The sequence below is a fragment of the Roseovarius pacificus genome, from assembly GCF_900142665.1.
GTDB classification, from domain to species: Bacteria; Pseudomonadota; Alphaproteobacteria; order Rhodobacterales; family Rhodobacteraceae; genus Roseovarius; species Roseovarius pacificus.
Genome location: NZ_FRBR01000013.1, coordinates 67,159 through 85,426, shown reverse-complemented (window position 1 = coordinate 85,426; position 18,268 = coordinate 67,159). Strand labels below are relative to the sequence as shown.

Sequence of the window (18,268 nt, the reverse complement as noted above, 5' to 3'; positions counted from 1 at the left end):
TCGCTTGAAGAAGAAGAAGTTGCCAGAACCAGACAAATGGAAGACGGGTTCACCGGGAATTGGCACATGCGCCTCCGCCAGCCGATCTCGGCCGGGCGCCCACTTCGCCCCGGTCGATTTCCCCGGGAGTCGCGATTCTCTCCCGCCAGACAGGCCTTAACAACAATTGCGTCGATCGTGAGCGCGCGTTCCTTCACTCTCCGGCACCTAGTTCCAACTCCGGCAGGTCCCGCAGGCTCTGCATATCGAAGGTCACTAGGAACGTCTCCGTCGTCACGAAGGTATGCGGCGCACCCGGCCGGGGCGACCTCGGCCCGCTCGCGATCAGGTCCTTGGTGCGCAACCGGGCCAGCAGATCGCGGCTGACCTCCTTGCCGAAGATCTCGGCAAGCCCCGCCCGGTCGATGGGCTGATGATAGGCGATGGCGCAGAGCACCCCCAACTCCATCTCGGTGAAGGCCAGCGATTGCTCCCCGAGATCGGCCGCCACCTTGATCGCCTCGGCGAACCGCGTTCGGGTCCGGAACATCCAGCCACCCGCCACCTGCGCGAGTTCATAGGGACGGCCTCCCAACTCGGCCTGAATATCCTCGATCAGCATCTCGACCGAGGCCCCCTGCCCCACCAGGCGCGCCAGATCCTCGCGGCCAACCGGCGCGGCACTGGCAAACAACACCGCCTCGATCCGCCCCATCCATTCGCGCCAGCGCAGCTCCGGCGGCAGGTCGTTCAGCTCCCGGTCAAAGACGGCGCCGCCCTCATCCGCCGGTTTCCGTTTCCGGGTCGCTGTTGTCATGATGCGATCCCGTAGAGTCGGAAACTCGCCCGCCCGGTCAACTCCCGCGCGACACCGAGTTCGACCAGCCGGTCGCAGAAGCGCCGTGCAGCGCGGTCACTCATCGGGATCGACGTGCCCCGAATGCGCGGCGACAGCATGGTCGAAGGCGCCACGGCATCCTCTCTCAGGAACAGCCCGACCGCCGCGTCCGACCCTTTCGCCCGCAGCTTCGACGCGACAGCACGGAGCGCCTCCGCGCGGCGGGCAAGGTCCCGCGCCAGCCGGATCGTTTCCCCAACGCTTTCCAGACTCCGCGCCTGAACCGCCAGTCCGGCCCCCTGCCCGTTCGCAGCCAGATCGCGCAGCATCCCCTTGCTGAGCCGCTGCGCCGAGACGGGCAGCACCACCTTCCAGTTCAGCGCCCGCGCCAGAACGATGTCGGACAGCAGACAGGCCACACGCTCCGCCCGGTCGTCGGCGTCGAGTACGGCACGCAGGACAGCCACACAACCCGCAAGCGGCCCATGGGTCCGGGCGCGTTCTTGCCCGGCGTCCAGCCAGACACCAACGTCACCTGCAAAACCCCCTCCAACCAAATCGGCGATCTCACCAGCGCTGCCCGCCCGCAGGCGCACCGCCCCGCGCCAGAACTCCAGCAAATCGCCGTCCGGCCCACGCGCCTCGCCCGGTGGCGTCAGATGCCAGGCATCGCGGATATCCGCCTCTCGCGCCAGCCGCCCTTCCAGTTTCGAGGTCATGGTTGCGGCGCTCAGCGCCAGCCGGTTGGCAAGCAACCTCACCGGCACGCCATGCCTGGGATCAGTTACCAGTTGATCGAGCACCGAGAACGCAGCCCCCGACCGAAAAGCCACAGTTTCAGGGGTTTCGGCGCGCACGGAGGTGACCCAGGCGGGCATCCGGGGTAGCGTGTCAGGGCCGTTGATGCGGAGGTCGCGGGCATATGTCATGCCAAGAGCCTACATCGACGCGGCGCTTTCGTCCACAATATGATGTGCAAACCGCCCCGCCTTGTGGTCCCCCGTCACGTCCAATAATGTTGCCTTATCGGACATGAATGGATTAGGCTATGTCACAGCCCCATTTTGCGCAGGATATCAGGGAAAAGATGCCGCCAAAGACCGGGAAAACAGCCTCAGCCCCGTCTGATACGCTTAACGCGGCTCAGCGCGACCAGAGAGATCGGCGCGCTTTTGCCCGCTCCCCGTCAAACGCCGTCGATCAGGATATCCAGGGCGCGCTTCAGCGCGTCCCGATGTTCGGACAACGATCCGACAACGTCGCGCAATTCCGCCCCCGGAACAGCGGCCAGTTCCTGAACGCGCACGATCCATGTCGCCCCTCCGACCTCGACAGAGGGCGTCAGCCCCGGAAAGGCCGCATACCGGCCCGCCTCACGCAACGGGGCCACCACCCGCGAGGCCTCGATGCCGATCAGGTCGGTCTGCAAATCCACCACAAGTTGCCCGCCGCTCAGCCGGTAAAGATCGAATTGCGCCATCGCAACTGCGCCTCAGAAGCTTCTGTACCGCGCGAGGGGCAGGCCCTCTTGCGCCACCTCGTCGGCATAGGCGCTGATCGCCGCGCTGTTTTCCTCGCGCCAGCGCCGGTTGCGTTCCACCTTGGCGGCCTCGGAAATCGCGGCCTCCGCAAGGCGCGACATGTTCAGCCCCAGCGATCGGGCCGTTTCCGCCACGTCCGCGTCCAGCGTCAGATTGACCTTCACACGCCCCATCGAAACCTCCCGGAGAATACGTATGTCAAAGGAGTATAATCCTCACGCCTCTCCAAAACAAGACGAGGCTGACGACATCGCCCTGCCCTCCCATGTCGCCGGGTCGGGCACGCTGGATCGGCTGGTGGATACCGCACGCGACTATGCCCGCGCCGCCGCCTCCGAAAACACGCTGAAAGCCTATGCAAGGGACTGGGCGCATTTTACCCGCTGGTGCCGTCTGAAAGGCACCGATCCCCTGCCCCCCTCGCCGGAAATGATCGGGCTTTACCTTGCGGACCTTGCCGCACCGGCTGGCAACGCCCCTGCCCTTTCGGTCTCGACCATCGAGCGCCGCCTCTCCGGCCTCGCCTGGAACTACGCGCAGCGCGGCCTGACGCTCGACCGCAAGAACCGCCATATCGCCACCGTGCTGGCCGGAATCAAACGCAAACACGCCCGCCCCCCGGTGCAGAAAGAAGCCATCGGCGCCGAGGATATCCTCGCCATGCTGGCCACCCTGCCCCACGATCTGCGGGGCCTGCGGGATCGCGCGATCCTGCTGATCGGCTATGCCGGGGGCCTGCGGCGATCCGAGATCGTCAGCCTCGATGTCGGCAAGGACGACACGCCCGACTCCGGCGGCTGGATCGAAGTTTTCAGCGATGGCGCCCTGCTCACGCTCAATGCCAAAACCGGCTGGCGCGAGGTCGAGATCGGCCGCGGGTCTTCGGAACAAACCTGCCCGGTTCACGCGCTCGAACAATGGCTGCACTTCGCCAGAATCGACTTCGGCCCCATCTTCACCCGCACCTCCCGCGACGGCAAACGTGCCCTAGAAACCCGCCTCAACGACAAACACGTCGCCCGCCTGATCAAGCAAACCGTCCTCGCCGCTGGCATCCGCGCCGACCTCCCCGAGAAGGATCGCTTGCGGCTGTTCTCCGGTCATTCCCTCCGCGCCGGTCTCGCCAGTTCCGCCGAGGTCGACGAACGCTATGTCCAGAAACAGCTTGGCCACACCTCCGCCGAAATGACCCGCCGCTATCAGCGCAGGCGGGATCGGTTCCGGGTAAACCTGACCAAAGCGGCGGGGTTGTGACACGCATCAGGCGTTTCGCTACGTCGATAGCTGTCAAAGCAGCAACGCTCGTCGCTATTTCCTTTGCACCGAAAACACCATGAACTCCCGCACAATCTGTTAACGGCCCGCAAATAACACGCCACCCCTTGCCGAAGTTCTCAAACACCTTAAAGCTGTACCCATGGCGATGATTCAGGATTTCATAACCCGGCTGGGAAAACGGCGGTTTCGCTTCTCGGCACCGATTGACCCGGACCACAGCTTTGTCGCCATCGGGGATATTCACGGCCATGACGATCTGCTTGAGGCGCTTCTGGACAAGCTGGAGGCCGAAGCGCCGGGTTTGCCTGTGGTTTGTCTGGGCGACTATGTCGACCGCGGTCCTGACAGCGCCAAGGTTTTGCGTCGGCTGGCAGATCTCGAACAGGGCAGGGGACCCGGCGACGTGGTTTGCCTGATGGGCAATCACGAGGCGATGATGATCGACTTCCTGCACCTCCCCAATAGCAAATGGCCGCTCTGGTCGCGCAATGGCGGGCGGGAGACCTTGCGCAGTTTCGGGATCGATCCTGACGATGGCAGCAACCCCGACCAACTGAGCGCCGCATTGCGCGACAGGGCAGGGGAGGAATTGCTGGACTGGATCGCCCATCGCCCTCTGATCTGGCGGAACGGCAATATCGTGGCCAGCCATGCCGGGGGCGATCCTACGCAACCCATTCAGGCGCATCGCGGACATGGGTTATTGTGGGGTCATCCCAAACTGTTCTCGACACCCCGGAAGGACGATCTGTGGGTCGTTCATGGGCACTTCATCCGCACGGCCCCGGAATTCCGCGATGGGCGGATCGGGATTGACACCGGGGCGTTCCAGACAGGTCGCCTGACCGCGGCGATCATCGAGCCGGGGCATGTGCGGTTCCTGTCGACCTGACGGGCAGGGCAGGGCGCTGAGTTGACAGCTGTCAACTTTCGCCTCGGAAGCACCCTCCAGCCCAGGAGTTGACAGCTGTCAACTCACCGCCATCGCAGCGAACCGGGTAGTCGAATACGACTCTGACATTGCAATAATCGTCTTACGCTGCCCCAGTGTTGAGCAACGCCATGACCATCGGACCGGGTGAGAAACCGCCATCCTGTGCTTTGCGCGACAGGGCCCTGAGATAGCCGCCGGGGCTGTTGATCTCGGAGACACGTTGCAGGATGCAGGCCACGGTGATCGCGGCGTTTTCCGGGCCCATGGCGCGTTGCGCTTCGAGCCAGGCGTCGGGGCTGATGCCCATCATGCCACGGACGAAAGCGGCCCCTTCGACCAATTGATGCCATGACCGGATTTCGTCCTGCATATAGGGCTGCAAATCGGGGCAGGCCTTGGTGACCAGAGCGAGCGGCAGGTTTACCTGCTTTTTAGACTCTGTTTCAGCATGTTCAGCCTCTGGATCAGGAGGGCTATCCCCGCCGCCTTCGCCATTTTCATGGCAGAGTTCAGATTCATGAGAGTCTTTGTTTGAATTATGATAGTGACGCTCAGTTTCACTGTCACTGCCGCTCATTTCTTCTGACTCAACAGCCAAACGGCGTTGTGTTTCGGCCAGCACATCGCGCAATTCTGCTGAGAGGGTCTGGAGATCGTCCAGGGGCAGCTTGCGGCGCATGGCCTTGTGAACGGTCAGAAGGCGGCTCTGGAGGGCCTCCCAGGCGCTGTGAGGGGCATTGTCCTGCCCGTAGGCCACCAGCTTGATCGCATCGCGCTTCATCAGGGTCAGGTCTTCGCGCATCCGGCGCAGGCGCTCGGCCGCGGCGCGGGTCTCGGCGGCGGCTGTGGTGATCTGATCGGCCTTGACCAGCAGCGGGCGCAGATCGAAGCCGAAAGCGCGCGACAGGTCGCCATCGGCACCGCGCACGGCGTAGCGCTTACCGTTGGGACTGTCGTGGCGCAGAATCAGACCCGACTCCACCAGAACGGCCAGATGCCGGCGCAGGGTGCTTTCGGCCATGCCGTGCGCCCGTTCGCCCAGAGCGGCGTTCGAGGGAAAGACGATCAGCATGTCATTGTCCGACAGGCTGGTTTCCTGGTGAAAGGACAAAAGCGCGTTCAATACCGTCAGATCGCGGTCGGACACGCCGAAAGCGGCCTTGGCGGTGCAGAGTTCGCGAAACAGTTCCCATTTGTTGATATGGGGAATGGCGGGCTGCGCCTGAGCGGCCTGCGCATGTTTCATCAAAGCAGCCGAAACCGGCCGCTGCCCAAAGGGCGTCGTTGTCAAAACGTCCATAGCTTATCACGAGACAAAACTTTTTCGCCCGCCGGAGTCCGACGCCAGTTGACAGCCGCCAACCTGAGACCTTAGATTCAGAGGTGCTTAATCACGAACCAAGGGCCTCTCGGGAAGTTTCTCTCGGGGGGCTCTTTCCTTTTCGTCCTGTCCTTTCGTGCCTCCTTGTCTTTTTTCTGCTCTGGTCCTCGTTGAAGCCGTGAAACCGGCTATTCCCCGCGACGGTCCAGCCAGTCGCGGTGAATTTCTGAAAGATGGTCGATCAGCCATTTGTCAAACCCGTCCGCCGTATCGTGGGGCAGGGTCAGGACGGTGGCGTTTTCCTTGTGAGTGGCATGGCCGATGGGGGTGCCGTCGGCCCCCCTGAGCTTGCTTTTCTCGGGTTTCGGGCGGTCCTCCTGCGCGCGGCGGCGGGGCAGGGTGAGCGCCTTGATCAGCGCCTCAAACCGCTTGTCGGAACTGTCGGCGGGGCCGGACAGGTTGACGAGGGCCACGGCCTCGTCCGGGGTGGCGCCGTTTTCACCGTCGAGCAATTCGGCCAGGGCGATCCAGCGATCCCGCCCGACGGACGGGGCGGCGCCGATGGCCTCGATTACGTCGATCGGGATGCGGTCGATCACCGACAACATGCGGCTGATCACGGTCTTGTCCACATGCAGGGCGGCACAGATCGCCTTGCGATCATATTCCAAATCTCGCATTTGTCTGGCGAAATTGGCCTTTTCGATAAAGCTCAGATCCTTGCGGGCGGCGTTTTCCTGCCCCTGCGCCAGCACCAGTTCCCGATCGTCCAGATCGCGCACCAGCGCCTTGACCGGCTGGCCGATGTCGCGCAGGGCCAGAACCCGGCGGCGGCCATAGACGATCTGATAGCGGCCCTCATCGCCGGGGTGCGGGCGCACCAGAACCGGTACCTGCTGCCCGCTTTCGCGGATCGACTCGACCAGCGCCTGATGATCGCCGTCATCGTCATCGAGCCGGTCGGTCAGCCCGCCGGCGTCGATCTGATGCGGGTCGATTTCGATCACCGAGCGGCTTTTGAGTTCGGCGATGGACTGGCTGACCGCGCCGATGGCCCCGCCCTTGTAGCGCGGGCGGGCGGGATCGACGCGGGTGTCTTCGCCGGCCTCGGGGGGCTCGGACGGGGCAGGGGGCCTGGTGGCCTCTTCCATCAATCCCTTGAGAAGATTCTTGCGTGCCATGGTTAGCGCCCCCATGCCTGCTGAATGAGGCCCTCGATCTCGCCGTTGACGGCGTTGAGGGATTCCATCGCCCGCTCATAGGTGGAGCGGGTGAACTGGCTTTTCTCGACCTCGTAAAGCGTCTGCTTGGTGATCCCGGCATCGGAAATCGCGGTGGATTTCAGCACCGGGTGGTTCAGGACGTGTTCCCCGAACATCGAGCGCATGAAACTGACCATCTGGTTCTGCGGCCCGTCGCCGGGTTCGTAGCGGGTGATGACATAGCGCAGCCAGTCATAAGACATATCGCCCCCCGCCTCGGACACCACGCCCAGCAAGTTGGAGGTCATCAGAAGGAACTGGCACATCGACATCACGTCGAGCATCTGGGGATGCACCGTGACCAGCACGGCAGTGGCCGCCGACAGGGCCGACATGGTCAGGAACCCCAGCTGCGGCGGGCAATCTATCACGACCACGTCATATTCCCCTTCGACCTCGGCCAGAACGGCGCCGACTCTGGTGAAGAAAAGGTTACCATCCCGTTGCGCCAGCGCGCGGGGGGTGTCGTGCTCGAATTCCATCAGGTCCAGATTGCCCGGCACGATGTCGAGATTGGTGAAATAGGTCTTCTGGATCACCTCGCGCAGCGGCACGGGGTCTTCGTAGCGGATCGCATCGTAGAGCGTGCCGCCATCCAGCAGGTCGAATTCCGGTTGATAACCGTGCAGCGCCGAGAAACTGGCCTGCGGGTCCAGATCGACGCCAAGCACCTTGTAGCCATCGAGCGCCAGTTTCTGCGCCAGATGGGCCGAGGTGGTGGTTTTGCCCGACCCGCCCTTGAAGTTGATCACGGTGATGACCTGAAGGTGATCGCCCTCGCGCCGGCCCGGCAGGTAGGTGCCGGGGCTTTTGGCGCCGTCCTCGAGAAATTCGCGCAGGGCCTGGATATCGGCGGTGGAATAATAGCGCCGCCCGTTGCCGCGCACCTCGGGGGAGGGGCCCTTGCCGTCGAGATGGAGCTTGCGCAGATAGGCGTCGTTCACGCCCAGAAGGTCGGCCGCCTCGCCCGAGGTGAAGCGGCGCAATTCCTTGCGCGCATTGGGCGGAAAAAGCTGGGCGCGATGCGCCTGAAGCCGCTCGGAAAGCTTGCTTGCATGATCTCCGATCAGCGCGTCGATGCGGGTCTGATCCACTGCCATTCTGTCCTCATCCGTTTTCCGTTTGTTACGGAAAATCGCGTTTTATTCGCTTGTTACCGTAATTAAATGACCGGATTTTCCGATTCTGACAAGGACTTATTCACAATCTTGTGGCAGGAGGCCCGTCAGACACAAGACATGCAGAGCGCGACACATGTGCCGGGGCGGTCCGGGGCAGCAGGCACGAGCCGGAAAAGCTACCGAATCATTGGCATTGGCGGGCAGATGCACAGGCCTGCGATTGTAGCGATTCGGGGCTCAATTCGGGCCTGGCCACCCGATTGTCGAGGGAGTCACGAGAGTACCGTTCGCGCTTAGATTGAAATTTTCCCGCAGAACATGTTTTTGCCATAAAAACCCCCTTATTTTAAAGGAAATACTAGGGATTGGGGCGGAAATGTGGCAACGTATCCGGCGATGCGATGAATCTCCGGAGGAGTGCCGTCGCGACTGTAAAGTAATTGAATGGCTGCAATAGAGGGGTGGTCGGATATGAATATTTTGAAGAAACAATTGATACCTGCCGTGGCGGCGCTGGCGCTGTCTACCGTCGCAGGGGCTGCGAGTGCGGCAACCTGGACCAATGAACTGACATGCTCGGTAACGGATGTGACGGCAAATGCCGCCGACTGTTTCGGCAGCCTGTCACCCGATCCGAAAAATGACAACAAAGTCGATTTCAATTCCGACACATTTGACGACGACGGTACCATCACCACAGGCCTGTTCGGCTATACCGACTGGAGCTATCTGGGCAAAGACGACACCCCCGGCGGCACCGATGCCGGCGGCGCGGCGTTGGGCCTTGATGCAACACCCGATGGCGGCGCGACCAGCGGTGGCTGGGACATGACAGATGGAATTCTGTCACAATATTCACAGGTCATAATCGTTCTCAAGGGATCAACCGATTTCGCTGCCTACCTGTACAACGTTGTTGCCGATGCTGAGAGCGGCACGTTCGTGATGCCCTCGTTCATCAAGGACAACACGCAGGACAAACAACATGCGTTGAGCCACCTGTCTGTGTATGCCCGCGGCGGAAACACCCCCCCGGGCGGCGTCATCCCGCTGCCGGCCGGTCTGCCGCTGATGCTGTCGGCGCTCGGGATCGGCGGATTGATCGCCCGCCGCAAGCGGAAAGCCGCCTGAAGCGAAACAGAACATCACTCGTTCGGATAGGGCGCCCTTTACGGGCGCCTTATTTTTGACCAAGTTATCGCTCAAAAAACCTGCTCCGATCGGGGGCGATATCGAGCGAGACAGACATGAAGCGAGATGACCTGTTCGGCCAGAACGGCCCGTTGGCAGACGTTCTGCCCCCTGAATTCGATTCTGACACGGTAGAGACGTTCTTTGCCCGAGGCGAAGGGCCTCAGCCGGATCGCGCCGGCCCGCCCGAACATGCAGCGGTGTGGCGACATGGCGGCGAGGACGTCCCGGAAATTCCCGACCTTGAAAGCCTTTTCCCCGATGCGGCGCAACACGCGCTGGAGGGGTTGATGCGCGCGGCGGAAAATGCCGCGACCGATCTGGACGAGCGTGCCCGCCCCCTGAAGGAGTTCGCTGCCGAAGACGACGACGATCACGATCACGACGATCAGATCGTAGATGCCGAGGCAAAACCGGTCTGGGCAGGCGGCGGCAAGAATTCGACCGATGACGGGGGCACTTCGGGGTCGAAAGGCAAGGGCAACGGCAAGAACAAGGACAAGACCGACAGCGGCGACACGACCGATGGCGGCGATACCGGCGGCACTGACGGTGGAGACACTGGCGGGACGGATACCGGAGAAACCAACACCGGCAGCGACAACCCGGATGTGTATGTCAGCGGGCTGGATACGCCGGACGGGTTTAATATCGAGCTGCTCTTCGACGGCCTTTGGACCGACGCGCAGAAAGCCGCGCTGGCGAATGCCGCCGAGGCGATCAGCGATTTCATCACCGGCGACCTGCCCAGCCATAACGGGATCGACGATATCCGGATCACCGTGACGAAGGCGGCGATAGATGGTGACGGCGGGGCCTGGGCCACGGGCGGGCCGCGCAGCCTGCGTTCTGACAGTTACCTTCCCAGCACCGGTGTCCTGACCTTCGACGAGGCGGATGTCGATGCGCTGGATTCCAAGGGGCTGTGGGAAGATCTTGCGACGCATGAAATGATGCACGCCCTGGGCTTTGGCACGTTGTTCTCGACCCTTGGCTTGGTGGAGCAGATCGACGGGCAGATGCGCTTTACCGGGGCGAATGCCATCGAGGCCTATAACAGCGAATTCGCGGATATTGCCAGCGGGGATTCCCTGTCGGATCAGGGCGTTCAACTGGACAGCTCGGGCGCGCATTGGCACGACGGAACCTTTACCAAGGAACTGCTGACGCCTTATCTGCGCTACTCGGGCAACTACATGTCAGAGATGAGCATCGCCGCGATGGAAGACATCGGGTACGAAACCACCTACGACATGGTGACGATCGCCTGATCCGGGCCGGGGTATGTGCCCTGCTGGACATGGAGAAACGCCCCGAACATCACGTTCGGGGCGTTTCTGCGTTTCGGGTGCGGGCAATCCTGGGGATCAGGCCCGCTTGCGGCGGCCAACTGCGGCCAGACCGCCCAGGGCACCGATGAGCAGGAACCCTGCCGCCGGAAGCGGAACAGGCGAGGCCGTGACGAGGTTCTGGCTGTATTGCGGATTGCCGCGCTGATCGTTCGATTCAAGGAAGGTCAGCTTGTAGGACTGGGTCGTGTTTCCCAGAATTCCGGCCAGAAGTTCATTGGCCCGCGCAACACCGTCCCCATACCCCGAGGCCGAGAAATCACCGGAACCGGCGTCGAACCCGCTGGCGGCGATATCGTCGTCACCTTCGAAAACGACCTCCCACAAGGCCAGCTGGAACCCCACCGAATCCTCATCCCTGGTCAGGTCGAGCGTGGAATACGCCGTATCGTAAAGCTTCTGCACCCAGGACTTGCGTTCGAGAGACAGTTCCGTGGTGTTCGAATAGGGAACAAAGCCGCTGCTGTCTTCGGTCACATCGTATTGCGAGGACAGGCGCAGGACATCGTCGATATCCAGACAGAACGCGATGAAACTTCCCAGCCCTGTCGCGCTGAGCGCAAACGCCCCCACGCTGGCCGAAATGCTGCCAGCCTGATCGTCTGTCAGGGTCATGGATTTGTGGCCATAGGAACCGTGGGTGTTCGAATACTGATTGCTGACCTCGACGGTGGCGGCATGCGACGCACCTGCGATCAGGGCAAAGGACACCGCGGCGGTAAAGGTTTTGGTCTTTGAAAAGAGACTCATTATGGAACTCCTGATAACGTACTTGCTTCAATTCGCCGGCAATCCCAAGGCATCGTTTTTCGCCATGCAATCGCCACAATTCGGTCATCTTTCAGGAAAACCGCCTGAAAAGAAAGCAGTTCTGCCTTGGGTAGAGTTGCGCGGCACGAAGGCCGGGCGTTTCCCTCGTGAGTTGCATTTCATATAAACAATAGACTCTCAATTGAGCAATTGGCGCGTTTTTGGAAACGGATATTTGGGCGAATCACCTGTATGGGGATGTGGCGCTGGCTGTAACCGTATCCCGAGGATCGTCATGGTGATCAAAGTGCACCCATAGATCACCCCAGACACCAGATAAGCAGTTCACGGCGGCATTCCCATCGAGGGCCTTCACCGGACTGTGATTGCCACGCCGCCCGCAGGCCGGTTTCCGAAAGCGCGACAATGAATTTGTGAAACCTTTCGGTTAAAAATCATGCAACATACTGATATAAATAAGTAATGCTTGATGATACCATCATTCGGGCGAAAAATCGACTGTTCTCCAATATCGTCAAATCAACGGCTTTCGCATGTCTGGAAAGGCTGGTTTAACGTGGAATTGCGAGGCAAAATCGCGTATGACTTCATATCGTTAATGTTTTTTCAGAGCGCCTGATCGGCTCATAAAGTTCGAATTCAATTATCAAGGTACAGCCATGTCAGATACCGGTTCCGTTTCCCGGATTTCAAAAGCCTCCCGTGATTTTCTGCATTGGGGCATGTTGTGGCTGCTTCTGGCCGTTGTGGCGGCTGGCCTGTTTTTCCAGGAAGGCATCGCCGAATTGCTGAAGGCGTGGCAACTGCCGGAATACAGCCACGGGCCGCTGATCCCGGTGCTGTCGGGCCTGTTGTTCCTGCGACAGTTGAAAACCGTGCCGGTCAATGACGGTCATGTGCATGATCGCTGGCCCGGTGTTCTGGTGCTGATCGTCGCGGTTCTGATGGGCGCCGCGGGCAAGCTGATCGAGATCCCCGACATCGTGGCCTATGCCCTGATCCTCTGGGTCGGGGCGATTTTGCTGATCAGTTTCGGCTGGACCACCGGCAAGCATTTCTGGCCGCCGGTCCTGCATCTGGTCTACATGCTGCCGCTTCCCGGTGCATTATACTACGGGCTGTCCACCTATCTTCAGGGGGTGTCCTCGGAGCTGGGCGTGTATTTCCTGCAACTGCTGCGCGTTCCCGTTTACCTCGAGGGCAACATCATCGACCTGGGCGTTTACAAGCTTCAGGTGGCCGAGGCCTGTTCGGGCCTGCGCTATCTGTTCCCGATCCTCAGCTTTTCCTATATCTTCGCGGTGCTCTATCAGGGGCCGATGTGGCACAAGGCGCTGTTGCTGATCTCGGCCGCGCCGATCACCGTTTTCATGAACTCGGTACGGATCGCCATCGCGGGCTGGATCGTGAACAATTACGGGCTGGAACATGTCGAAGGGTTTTCGCATTTCTTCGAGGGCTGGGTGATCTTCATTTCCTGCGTGTTGATCCTGTTTGCCTTTGCCTGGGTTCTGGTGAAGCTGCGCCGCGACAAGGTAGGCCTGATCGAGGCGCTCGATCTGGAAACCGAAGGGTTGGGCACACAGGCCAAACGCATCGGTCTGGTGCGCCCGTCCTCGGCCCTGATCCTGACGACGGTCATCGTGGGTATGCTGGCCATCGGGTGGCAGGCGATGCCGAAACGCGACGCGGTGGTGGTGGAGCGCGAACCGTTCCTGTTGTTCCCGACCACAGTCGGCGACTGGAGCGCCATTCAGCACGGGCGGCTGGATTCCTCGATCGAGAATGCCCTGAGGGCCGATGACTATCTGATGGCCTCGCTTGTCAAACCGGGTACGCCGCTGACTGTCGATATTTTCCTGGCCTGGTACAAGGATCAGACCCAGGGTGGCGTGCATTCCCCCGAAGTCTGCCTGCCGGGGGCCGGATGGGAGATCGCCAAGCTGGAACAGATCGAAACCACCGACAGGGCAGGGGACCCGTTCACCCTGAACCGGGCGATCATTCAGAAAGGCGTGCAGCGCAATCTTGTCTATTACTGGTACGAGCAGCAAGGCGTGCGCACGGCCTCGATGTACAGTGCGAAACTGCACCTGATGATGGGTAAGCTGCGCAACGGGCGCAACGACAGCGCCATCGTCCGGCTGATCACCCCTATCGGCGTGGATGAAGAGCCAGCGGATGCCGAAGCGCGACTACAAGACAGCATGTATGCCCTGCTTGGGCGCCTGCCGCGTTTCGTGCCGGGGATTTGACCGCGAATGACCGATGCACCCTCTGGCGACGCTCCGGTCTTTGTGTTCGGCGCCCTTCGCTCGGGCACCACGGTGTTTCGCCTGATGCTGAACGCGCACCCTGCGCTCAACAACCCCGGCGAGGTCGACTTTCTTTTCGACCATCTGCTACTTGACCCGGATCAGCCAGGTGGGTGGCGCTACGATCTGGCGGCGTTGTGTGAGAGCAGGGGGTTTCTGGCCTCGGGCCTGAGCATTCCTGCGGGACTGGACGGTATCGCGCTATTGCAGGATTTCATCGGGCAATACCGGCGCAGGGGCGATGGCGTGCTGACGCTGAATATTCATCGGAATATCGGGCGGGTGCATGAGATTTTACCCGCGGTAAGAATCATCCACATGCTGCGCGACCCGCGGGATGTGGCCCGCTCCTCAATCGGAATGGGATGGGCCGGCACGCTGTATCATGGCGTCGATCAGTGGATGAACACCGAGCGTGAATGGGAGGCCACGGCTGACAGGCTGCAACCCGATCAGGTACTACATCTCAGGTACGAGGATCTGATTGACAACGCACCGCGGGAACTACACCGGGTCTGTGAATTCCTCGGCGTCGCTTTCGAGGACAGCATGCTGCACTATCACGAGAAAACGACTTACAGCCCCCCCGACCCGGCTCTGATCGAACAATGGAAACGAAAATCCACCCCGCGCGAGGTTGCGCTGGTCGAGGGCAAGGTCAGCACCCTGTTGCAAAGCCGTGGTTATTCGCCATCGGGCGATCCGGTGTATCCCGGTTCGGTCGAACGGTTGGGGCTTCGGATGGTGAACCGGCTGCGCATCTGGCGAAAAGCGATCCGGCGATACGGGTTGCCGCTTTTTGTGACCGACAAACTGGCGCGGCGTCTCGGCCTTGCGGCGCTCCATGGCCGTTGCCAGCGCAGGATACGTGACCGGGATGCGGCGGCCTTGAAATAGGAAAGGGCCCGCCATCATGCGGGCCCTCTGAACACCGCGACCGAGGCCGCTCTTACAGGTCGAAGATTTCCACGACGACAGTCGCTTGAGACAACACGCCGTTATCGTCGATAACCCAGTAATCGAAACTATCGGTCCCGACCTTGTTTTCGTGCGGCTGATACAACAGTGTTCCATCGTCCTGAAGCGTGAGGTCGGCATGGAACGGGTTGGTGAACCCGTCGATTGCCAGGGCATCGCCATCGGGATCGGAATCATTGGCCAGAACGTCGATCACGATCGGGGTTTCCATGGCCGTACTTGCCGTATCGTCATTGGCGACCGGCGCGCTGCTGTTGATGTCGACAAGACCGTTATTGACAGCCCCCAGCCTGTCCAGTTCCTTTTGTGTCGCGTCCAGTGTTATGACGTGGGTAAACTTAAGAAGGTCACCCGTCGCACGGTCGGCAACGAAATCCTTGACGAACATGACATAATCGCCGTCTTCGGTTTCAAAATACCCATCCCGCAGAAGCAAGGGCTTTAACCATGCCTTTTGCGGATCGTCGATGAACTGGCGGTCACGCGATCCGATGGAATCGGTCTTGATACCGTCAAAGAACAGGCCCAACCCTTCACTGACATCAATGGTGGTTTCGCCATGCATTTCAAATTGCAGCCGCCCCGGAACAAGTTGATCTGAAGTCATGATCATATGGCGGTTCGAATCGAAACCGGCCAGATCGACGCCATTTCCGTTGGCCTCCAGATCAATAATGACATGACCGAAATCAGCATCGGTCCAGTCTGCCGGGAACCGTTGTGCCATATTCACGCCGGTTTTGAATCCTTCGACCTTCAGCCCGTTTATTACAAGGTCGAAAGTATGCGGACCGAAATCAAACCCGACCTGGGCATTCGCGATTCTGTCCGTATTCTCTGTCGCCAGAAGATCGAAATCCTTTAGAGTATAGTGTGACGTATAGGTCAGTTCGACGCCGTAGGACGTTTCCCAGTTCGTGAACCCATCCATGACCGTACGCACATCATGGCCTTGCCATCTGCTGGTTTTCACAACGATAAGACCGACCTGCGTGCCAAAAGCTTCGTTGTCGTGGAACGATTGGATCGGAATCTGATCGTTGCTTCTGGGCGTTTCGAGAGCATAATATGCGTCCGGCTGGTTCAACTGATCCGAAGTCGGAACCGCATCGGCAGCGCGCAACATCCAGGTAAAGCCATGGGTCGTGTTGGCAGCGATATTATGACCCGCCTCGACGGCGCGACCACCGAAGAAGAATCCGTCACCCGTACGCCCGACATCGTCACGCGCAGTATCTTCCCCCGACTTGGTCTTGGCGTGGCCATAACCGATGCCTTCGCTCTTGATCGCCATGTTTTCCCACCACAGGCCCGTTTCGTCACCGTCTTCGGCAACGAAGGCCGCACCGAACACGTCGAACGCGATGTTCTGCACGAATTCGGCATGGCTTGAATGATGGACGAAACCCCAGCCGGGCGATCCGCTGACGGCGTTGCCAAAGGCGATTGCCGGATTGTCCTGATCTTCGGTGCCGGTCCTGTGGAAATGAAAGGAATACCGCGCCTGAATGTTGGTGTCGGCTTCGATACTCGCCGGGTCCAGCGTATCGACATGGAACGCCGGTTCGGATTTGTCGGTCCGGCCCAGATCGTCGAACGCCGCATAACGCACGTCGACATCATCGTTATGCATGAACATGACATGACCGCGGTGGTGGATTTCCGACGCATCACCATCCTCGCTGGAGAAGGTGATGTTGCGGCTCATGTTCGCCACATAAGCCGAAAGGTCTTCACGCGGGGCGTCGTGATCGTAGGTCAGCGCCCGGTCAATGGTGATGGTATCGCCATCGATCGCGGTGATCACCACCTCTTCGTCCTGACTTTCGACATGTTCCTTTTGTGAAGTTTGGGGATTAAGCGTCCAGCCGGTCTTGTGCGTTCCTGTCAGAACGATCGTATCCCCAACCGACCAGTTGTCGGGAATTTCGGCAAGGCGGATTTCGGTATCGCCAGCCATCGGGGCCTCGGCAACGGCGGTATAGCCCGTTTTTTCCGCGCCGTGGATTTCGACCTGTCCGTGCGAGATCACGCCACGCGACAGCAGGGAGGGATCCCAATCGACATCAATATCGCCGTTATTGGCGATGACGATCTCGACATTGACGTCGTCCTGAATCGGATTGTCCGCCGTCCCGATCTCCAGCCGGCCCGAGGTGTCCACAACCAGCGTATCCACCAGCAGGCGCGAGTCCGTATCGGTGGCGAATGACAGTTCCCCATCCACGCGGACGGTAAAGAGCGAGTCATCGCTTTCGTCATTGTAACGAACGGAAACACCCTTGGGAATCAGCACCTTGGCGCCTGCATCCGGGATGCGGCCCTGATACCAGGTATCGGGATCGAACCAGTCGCCATCGCGAACGGCGATATGCGTGGCCTCGTTGCGCGGCACCAGATCGAGGAGCTGGCCATGTTCCATCGCCTTCGACTCGTCGTCCATATGCATCATGTGACCCTCGTCAGGGTCACTGATGACGGCCTGAACAAAGGCGTCTTCCTCTTCCGGGGTGGTGGGCTGCTCCAGCCCTGCATTGTCATGATCCCCATGGTCGCCGTGATCCATGTCGCCATCGGAGCCATCACCATGGCCCATATCGCCATCGGTTCCGTCATCGTGGTCCATGCCGTCATCGGTTCCGTCGCCATGGCCCATATCCATGCCGTCGTCACTTCCGTCACCGGAATCGACCGTATCATCACCTTCCGACCCCGTGACGGTATCGTCATGGTCATGCGACCCATCGGCAATGTCATCGTCATCGGTGTCGAACGGCACAAAGCTGAAGCTGTCGCCGTCGATCGTCACGCGTTCGCCATTGGAATCCGGCCCGGCCCATTCCAGAACAAGAGTCTGCGCGCCAAGGTTTTCAAAATAATCAAGCTGAAGCTCATGCGAGCCAGCTTCGAGATGAAGCGTGACCGACTTTTCCGATGTACTGTGGCGTCCATCGTGATCAATGACCTGATCGCCATCCAGATACAGCGCCGTACCGTCGTCGGATGTCAGGTAGATGGTATATTCACCGGACGTCGTCACGTTCAGATAACCCTCGTAACGGGCTGCGAATTTGTTTTTCGGGCCACCGTCCCACCAAGCATCACGGGTACGGTACATATCGAGCGCGCCAATCACCTCGGTAGCGTCAGGGGTGGCGTTAAAATCGACTTCGGACAGGGATTGAATACCTTTTCCAACATCGAAATAACTGACGTTCAGGCCCTGTCCGGAACTCGCCGGAGCGTCTGTTTCCTCGGGAGGCTCCGCGTCCACCACGGCATCCGTATCGTCCGTTTCACTCTCATCAGCGTCCGAATCCGGAGTCGATGTATCAGGCTTCCAAAACGCACCGCCGGGCCAGAGCCACGACCAATCCATCGTATCATAAA

The 18,268-nt window shown here is 60.3% G+C and carries 16 protein-coding genes; 7 read left to right on the top strand and 9 right to left on the bottom strand.

All coding sequences use genetic code 11. The features are described 5' to 3' along the window. Positions 1 to 193 precede the first annotated feature (193 nt). The 4 genes from scpB to BUB53_RS17635 all read right to left on the bottom strand — a co-directional run bounded on the left by scpB (position 194) and on the right by BUB53_RS17635 (position 2,531). Positions 194 to 796, bottom strand: a complete 603-nt coding sequence (gene scpB / locus BUB53_RS17650; protein ID WP_073036527.1) for an SMC-Scp complex subunit ScpB — start codon at positions 794 to 796, stop codon at positions 194 to 196. Then, positions 793 to 1,746, bottom strand: coding sequence for a DUF1403 family protein (locus BUB53_RS17645; protein ID WP_073036525.1), 954 nt, complete (start codon positions 1,744 to 1,746; stop codon positions 793 to 795). Before BUB53_RS17645 ends, scpB begins: the two co-directional genes overlap by 4 nt. A gap of 257 nt (positions 1,747 to 2,003) precedes the next feature. Continuing rightward, positions 2,004 to 2,297, bottom strand: coding sequence for a CcdB family protein (locus BUB53_RS17640; protein WP_073036523.1), 294 nt, complete (start codon positions 2,295 to 2,297; stop codon positions 2,004 to 2,006). A gap of 12 nt (positions 2,298 to 2,309) precedes the next feature. Then, positions 2,310 to 2,531, bottom strand: a complete 222-nt coding sequence (locus BUB53_RS17635; RefSeq protein WP_073036521.1) for a type II toxin-antitoxin system CcdA family antitoxin — start codon at positions 2,529 to 2,531, stop codon at positions 2,310 to 2,312. Between the two features lie 22 nt (positions 2,532 to 2,553). On the opposite strand from BUB53_RS17635, the gene BUB53_RS17630 reads away from it, so the two are divergent. Then, entirely contained in the window at positions 2,554 to 3,612 is a 1,059-nt protein-coding gene (locus tag BUB53_RS17630) for a tyrosine-type recombinase/integrase (RefSeq protein ID WP_073036519.1), read from the top strand. A gap of 163 nt (positions 3,613 to 3,775) precedes the next feature. Beyond that, a complete protein-coding gene (locus tag BUB53_RS17625; RefSeq protein ID WP_229709581.1) occupies positions 3,776 to 4,528 on the top strand; it encodes a metallophosphoesterase in 753 nt (250 codons plus the stop codon). Positions 4,529 to 4,670: 142 nt separating this feature from the next. On the opposite strand, the gene repC is transcribed toward BUB53_RS17625, so the two are convergent. From repC to repA, 3 genes are all read right to left on the bottom strand, one after another. Continuing rightward, positions 4,671 to 5,870 carry a plasmid replication protein RepC gene (gene repC, locus BUB53_RS17620; protein ID WP_073036518.1) on the bottom strand — a complete coding sequence of 400 codons (1,200 nt, stop codon included), beginning with the start codon at positions 5,868 to 5,870 and terminating at the stop codon, positions 4,671 to 4,673. A 209-nt stretch (positions 5,871 to 6,079) separates the two neighbouring features. Next, complete coding sequence (gene repB / locus BUB53_RS17615) at positions 6,080 to 7,072, bottom strand: plasmid partitioning protein RepB (RefSeq protein WP_073036515.1); 993 nt, start codon at positions 7,070 to 7,072, stop codon at positions 6,080 to 6,082. Positions 7,073 to 7,074: 2 nt separating this feature from the next. Beyond that, positions 7,075 to 8,253 (bottom strand): plasmid partitioning protein RepA, encoded by a 1,179-nt coding sequence (gene repA / locus BUB53_RS17610; protein ID WP_073036513.1) that lies wholly within the window; start codon positions 8,251 to 8,253, stop codon positions 7,075 to 7,077. Positions 8,254 to 8,745: 492 nt separating this feature from the next. Here repA and BUB53_RS17605 point away from each other — a divergent pair, with 492 nt between their 5' ends. Together BUB53_RS17605 and BUB53_RS17600 are read left to right on the top strand one after the other, a co-directional pair. Then, complete coding sequence (locus BUB53_RS17605; protein ID WP_073036511.1) at positions 8,746 to 9,405, top strand: VPLPA-CTERM sorting domain-containing protein; 660 nt, start codon at positions 8,746 to 8,748, stop codon at positions 9,403 to 9,405. A 116-nt stretch (positions 9,406 to 9,521) separates the two neighbouring features. Continuing rightward, the gene (locus BUB53_RS17600) at positions 9,522 to 10,736 is read left to right on the top strand and encodes a leishmanolysin-related zinc metalloendopeptidase (RefSeq protein WP_073036509.1); all 1,215 of its coding nucleotides are present in this window, start codon (positions 9,522 to 9,524) and stop codon (positions 10,734 to 10,736) included. A gap of 96 nt (positions 10,737 to 10,832) precedes the next feature. Here BUB53_RS17600 and BUB53_RS17595 read toward each other — a convergent pair whose 3' ends face one another. Further along, a complete protein-coding gene (locus tag BUB53_RS17595) occupies positions 10,833 to 11,564 on the bottom strand; it encodes a VPLPA-CTERM sorting domain-containing protein (RefSeq protein ID WP_073036507.1) in 732 nt (243 codons plus the stop codon). Position 11,565: 1 nt separating this feature from the next. Here BUB53_RS17595 and BUB53_RS17590 point away from each other — a divergent pair, with 1 nt between their 5' ends. The 3 genes from BUB53_RS17590 (at position 11,566) to BUB53_RS17580 (ending at position 14,797) form a co-directional block, all read left to right on the top strand. After that, positions 11,566 to 11,751, top strand: a complete 186-nt coding sequence (locus BUB53_RS17590; protein WP_073036505.1) for a hypothetical protein — start codon at positions 11,566 to 11,568, stop codon at positions 11,749 to 11,751. Between the two features lie 493 nt (positions 11,752 to 12,244). Beyond that, positions 12,245 to 13,840: a VPLPA-CTERM-specific exosortase XrtD gene (gene xrtD / locus BUB53_RS17585; RefSeq protein WP_073036502.1), complete on the top strand. Its 1,596-nt coding sequence runs from the start codon at positions 12,245 to 12,247 to the stop codon at positions 13,838 to 13,840. 6 nt (positions 13,841 to 13,846) lie between these two features. Beyond that, positions 13,847 to 14,797, top strand: coding sequence for a sulfotransferase family protein (locus BUB53_RS17580; RefSeq protein WP_073036500.1), 951 nt, complete (start codon positions 13,847 to 13,849; stop codon positions 14,795 to 14,797). 52 nt (positions 14,798 to 14,849) lie between these two features. Here the strand turns inward: BUB53_RS17580 and BUB53_RS17575 are convergent, their stop codons facing one another. Beyond that, positions 14,850 to 18,152, bottom strand: a complete 3,303-nt coding sequence (locus BUB53_RS17575; RefSeq protein WP_159437865.1) for a G8 domain-containing protein — start codon at positions 18,150 to 18,152, stop codon at positions 14,850 to 14,852. Between the last annotated feature and the right edge of the window lie 116 nt (positions 18,153 to 18,268).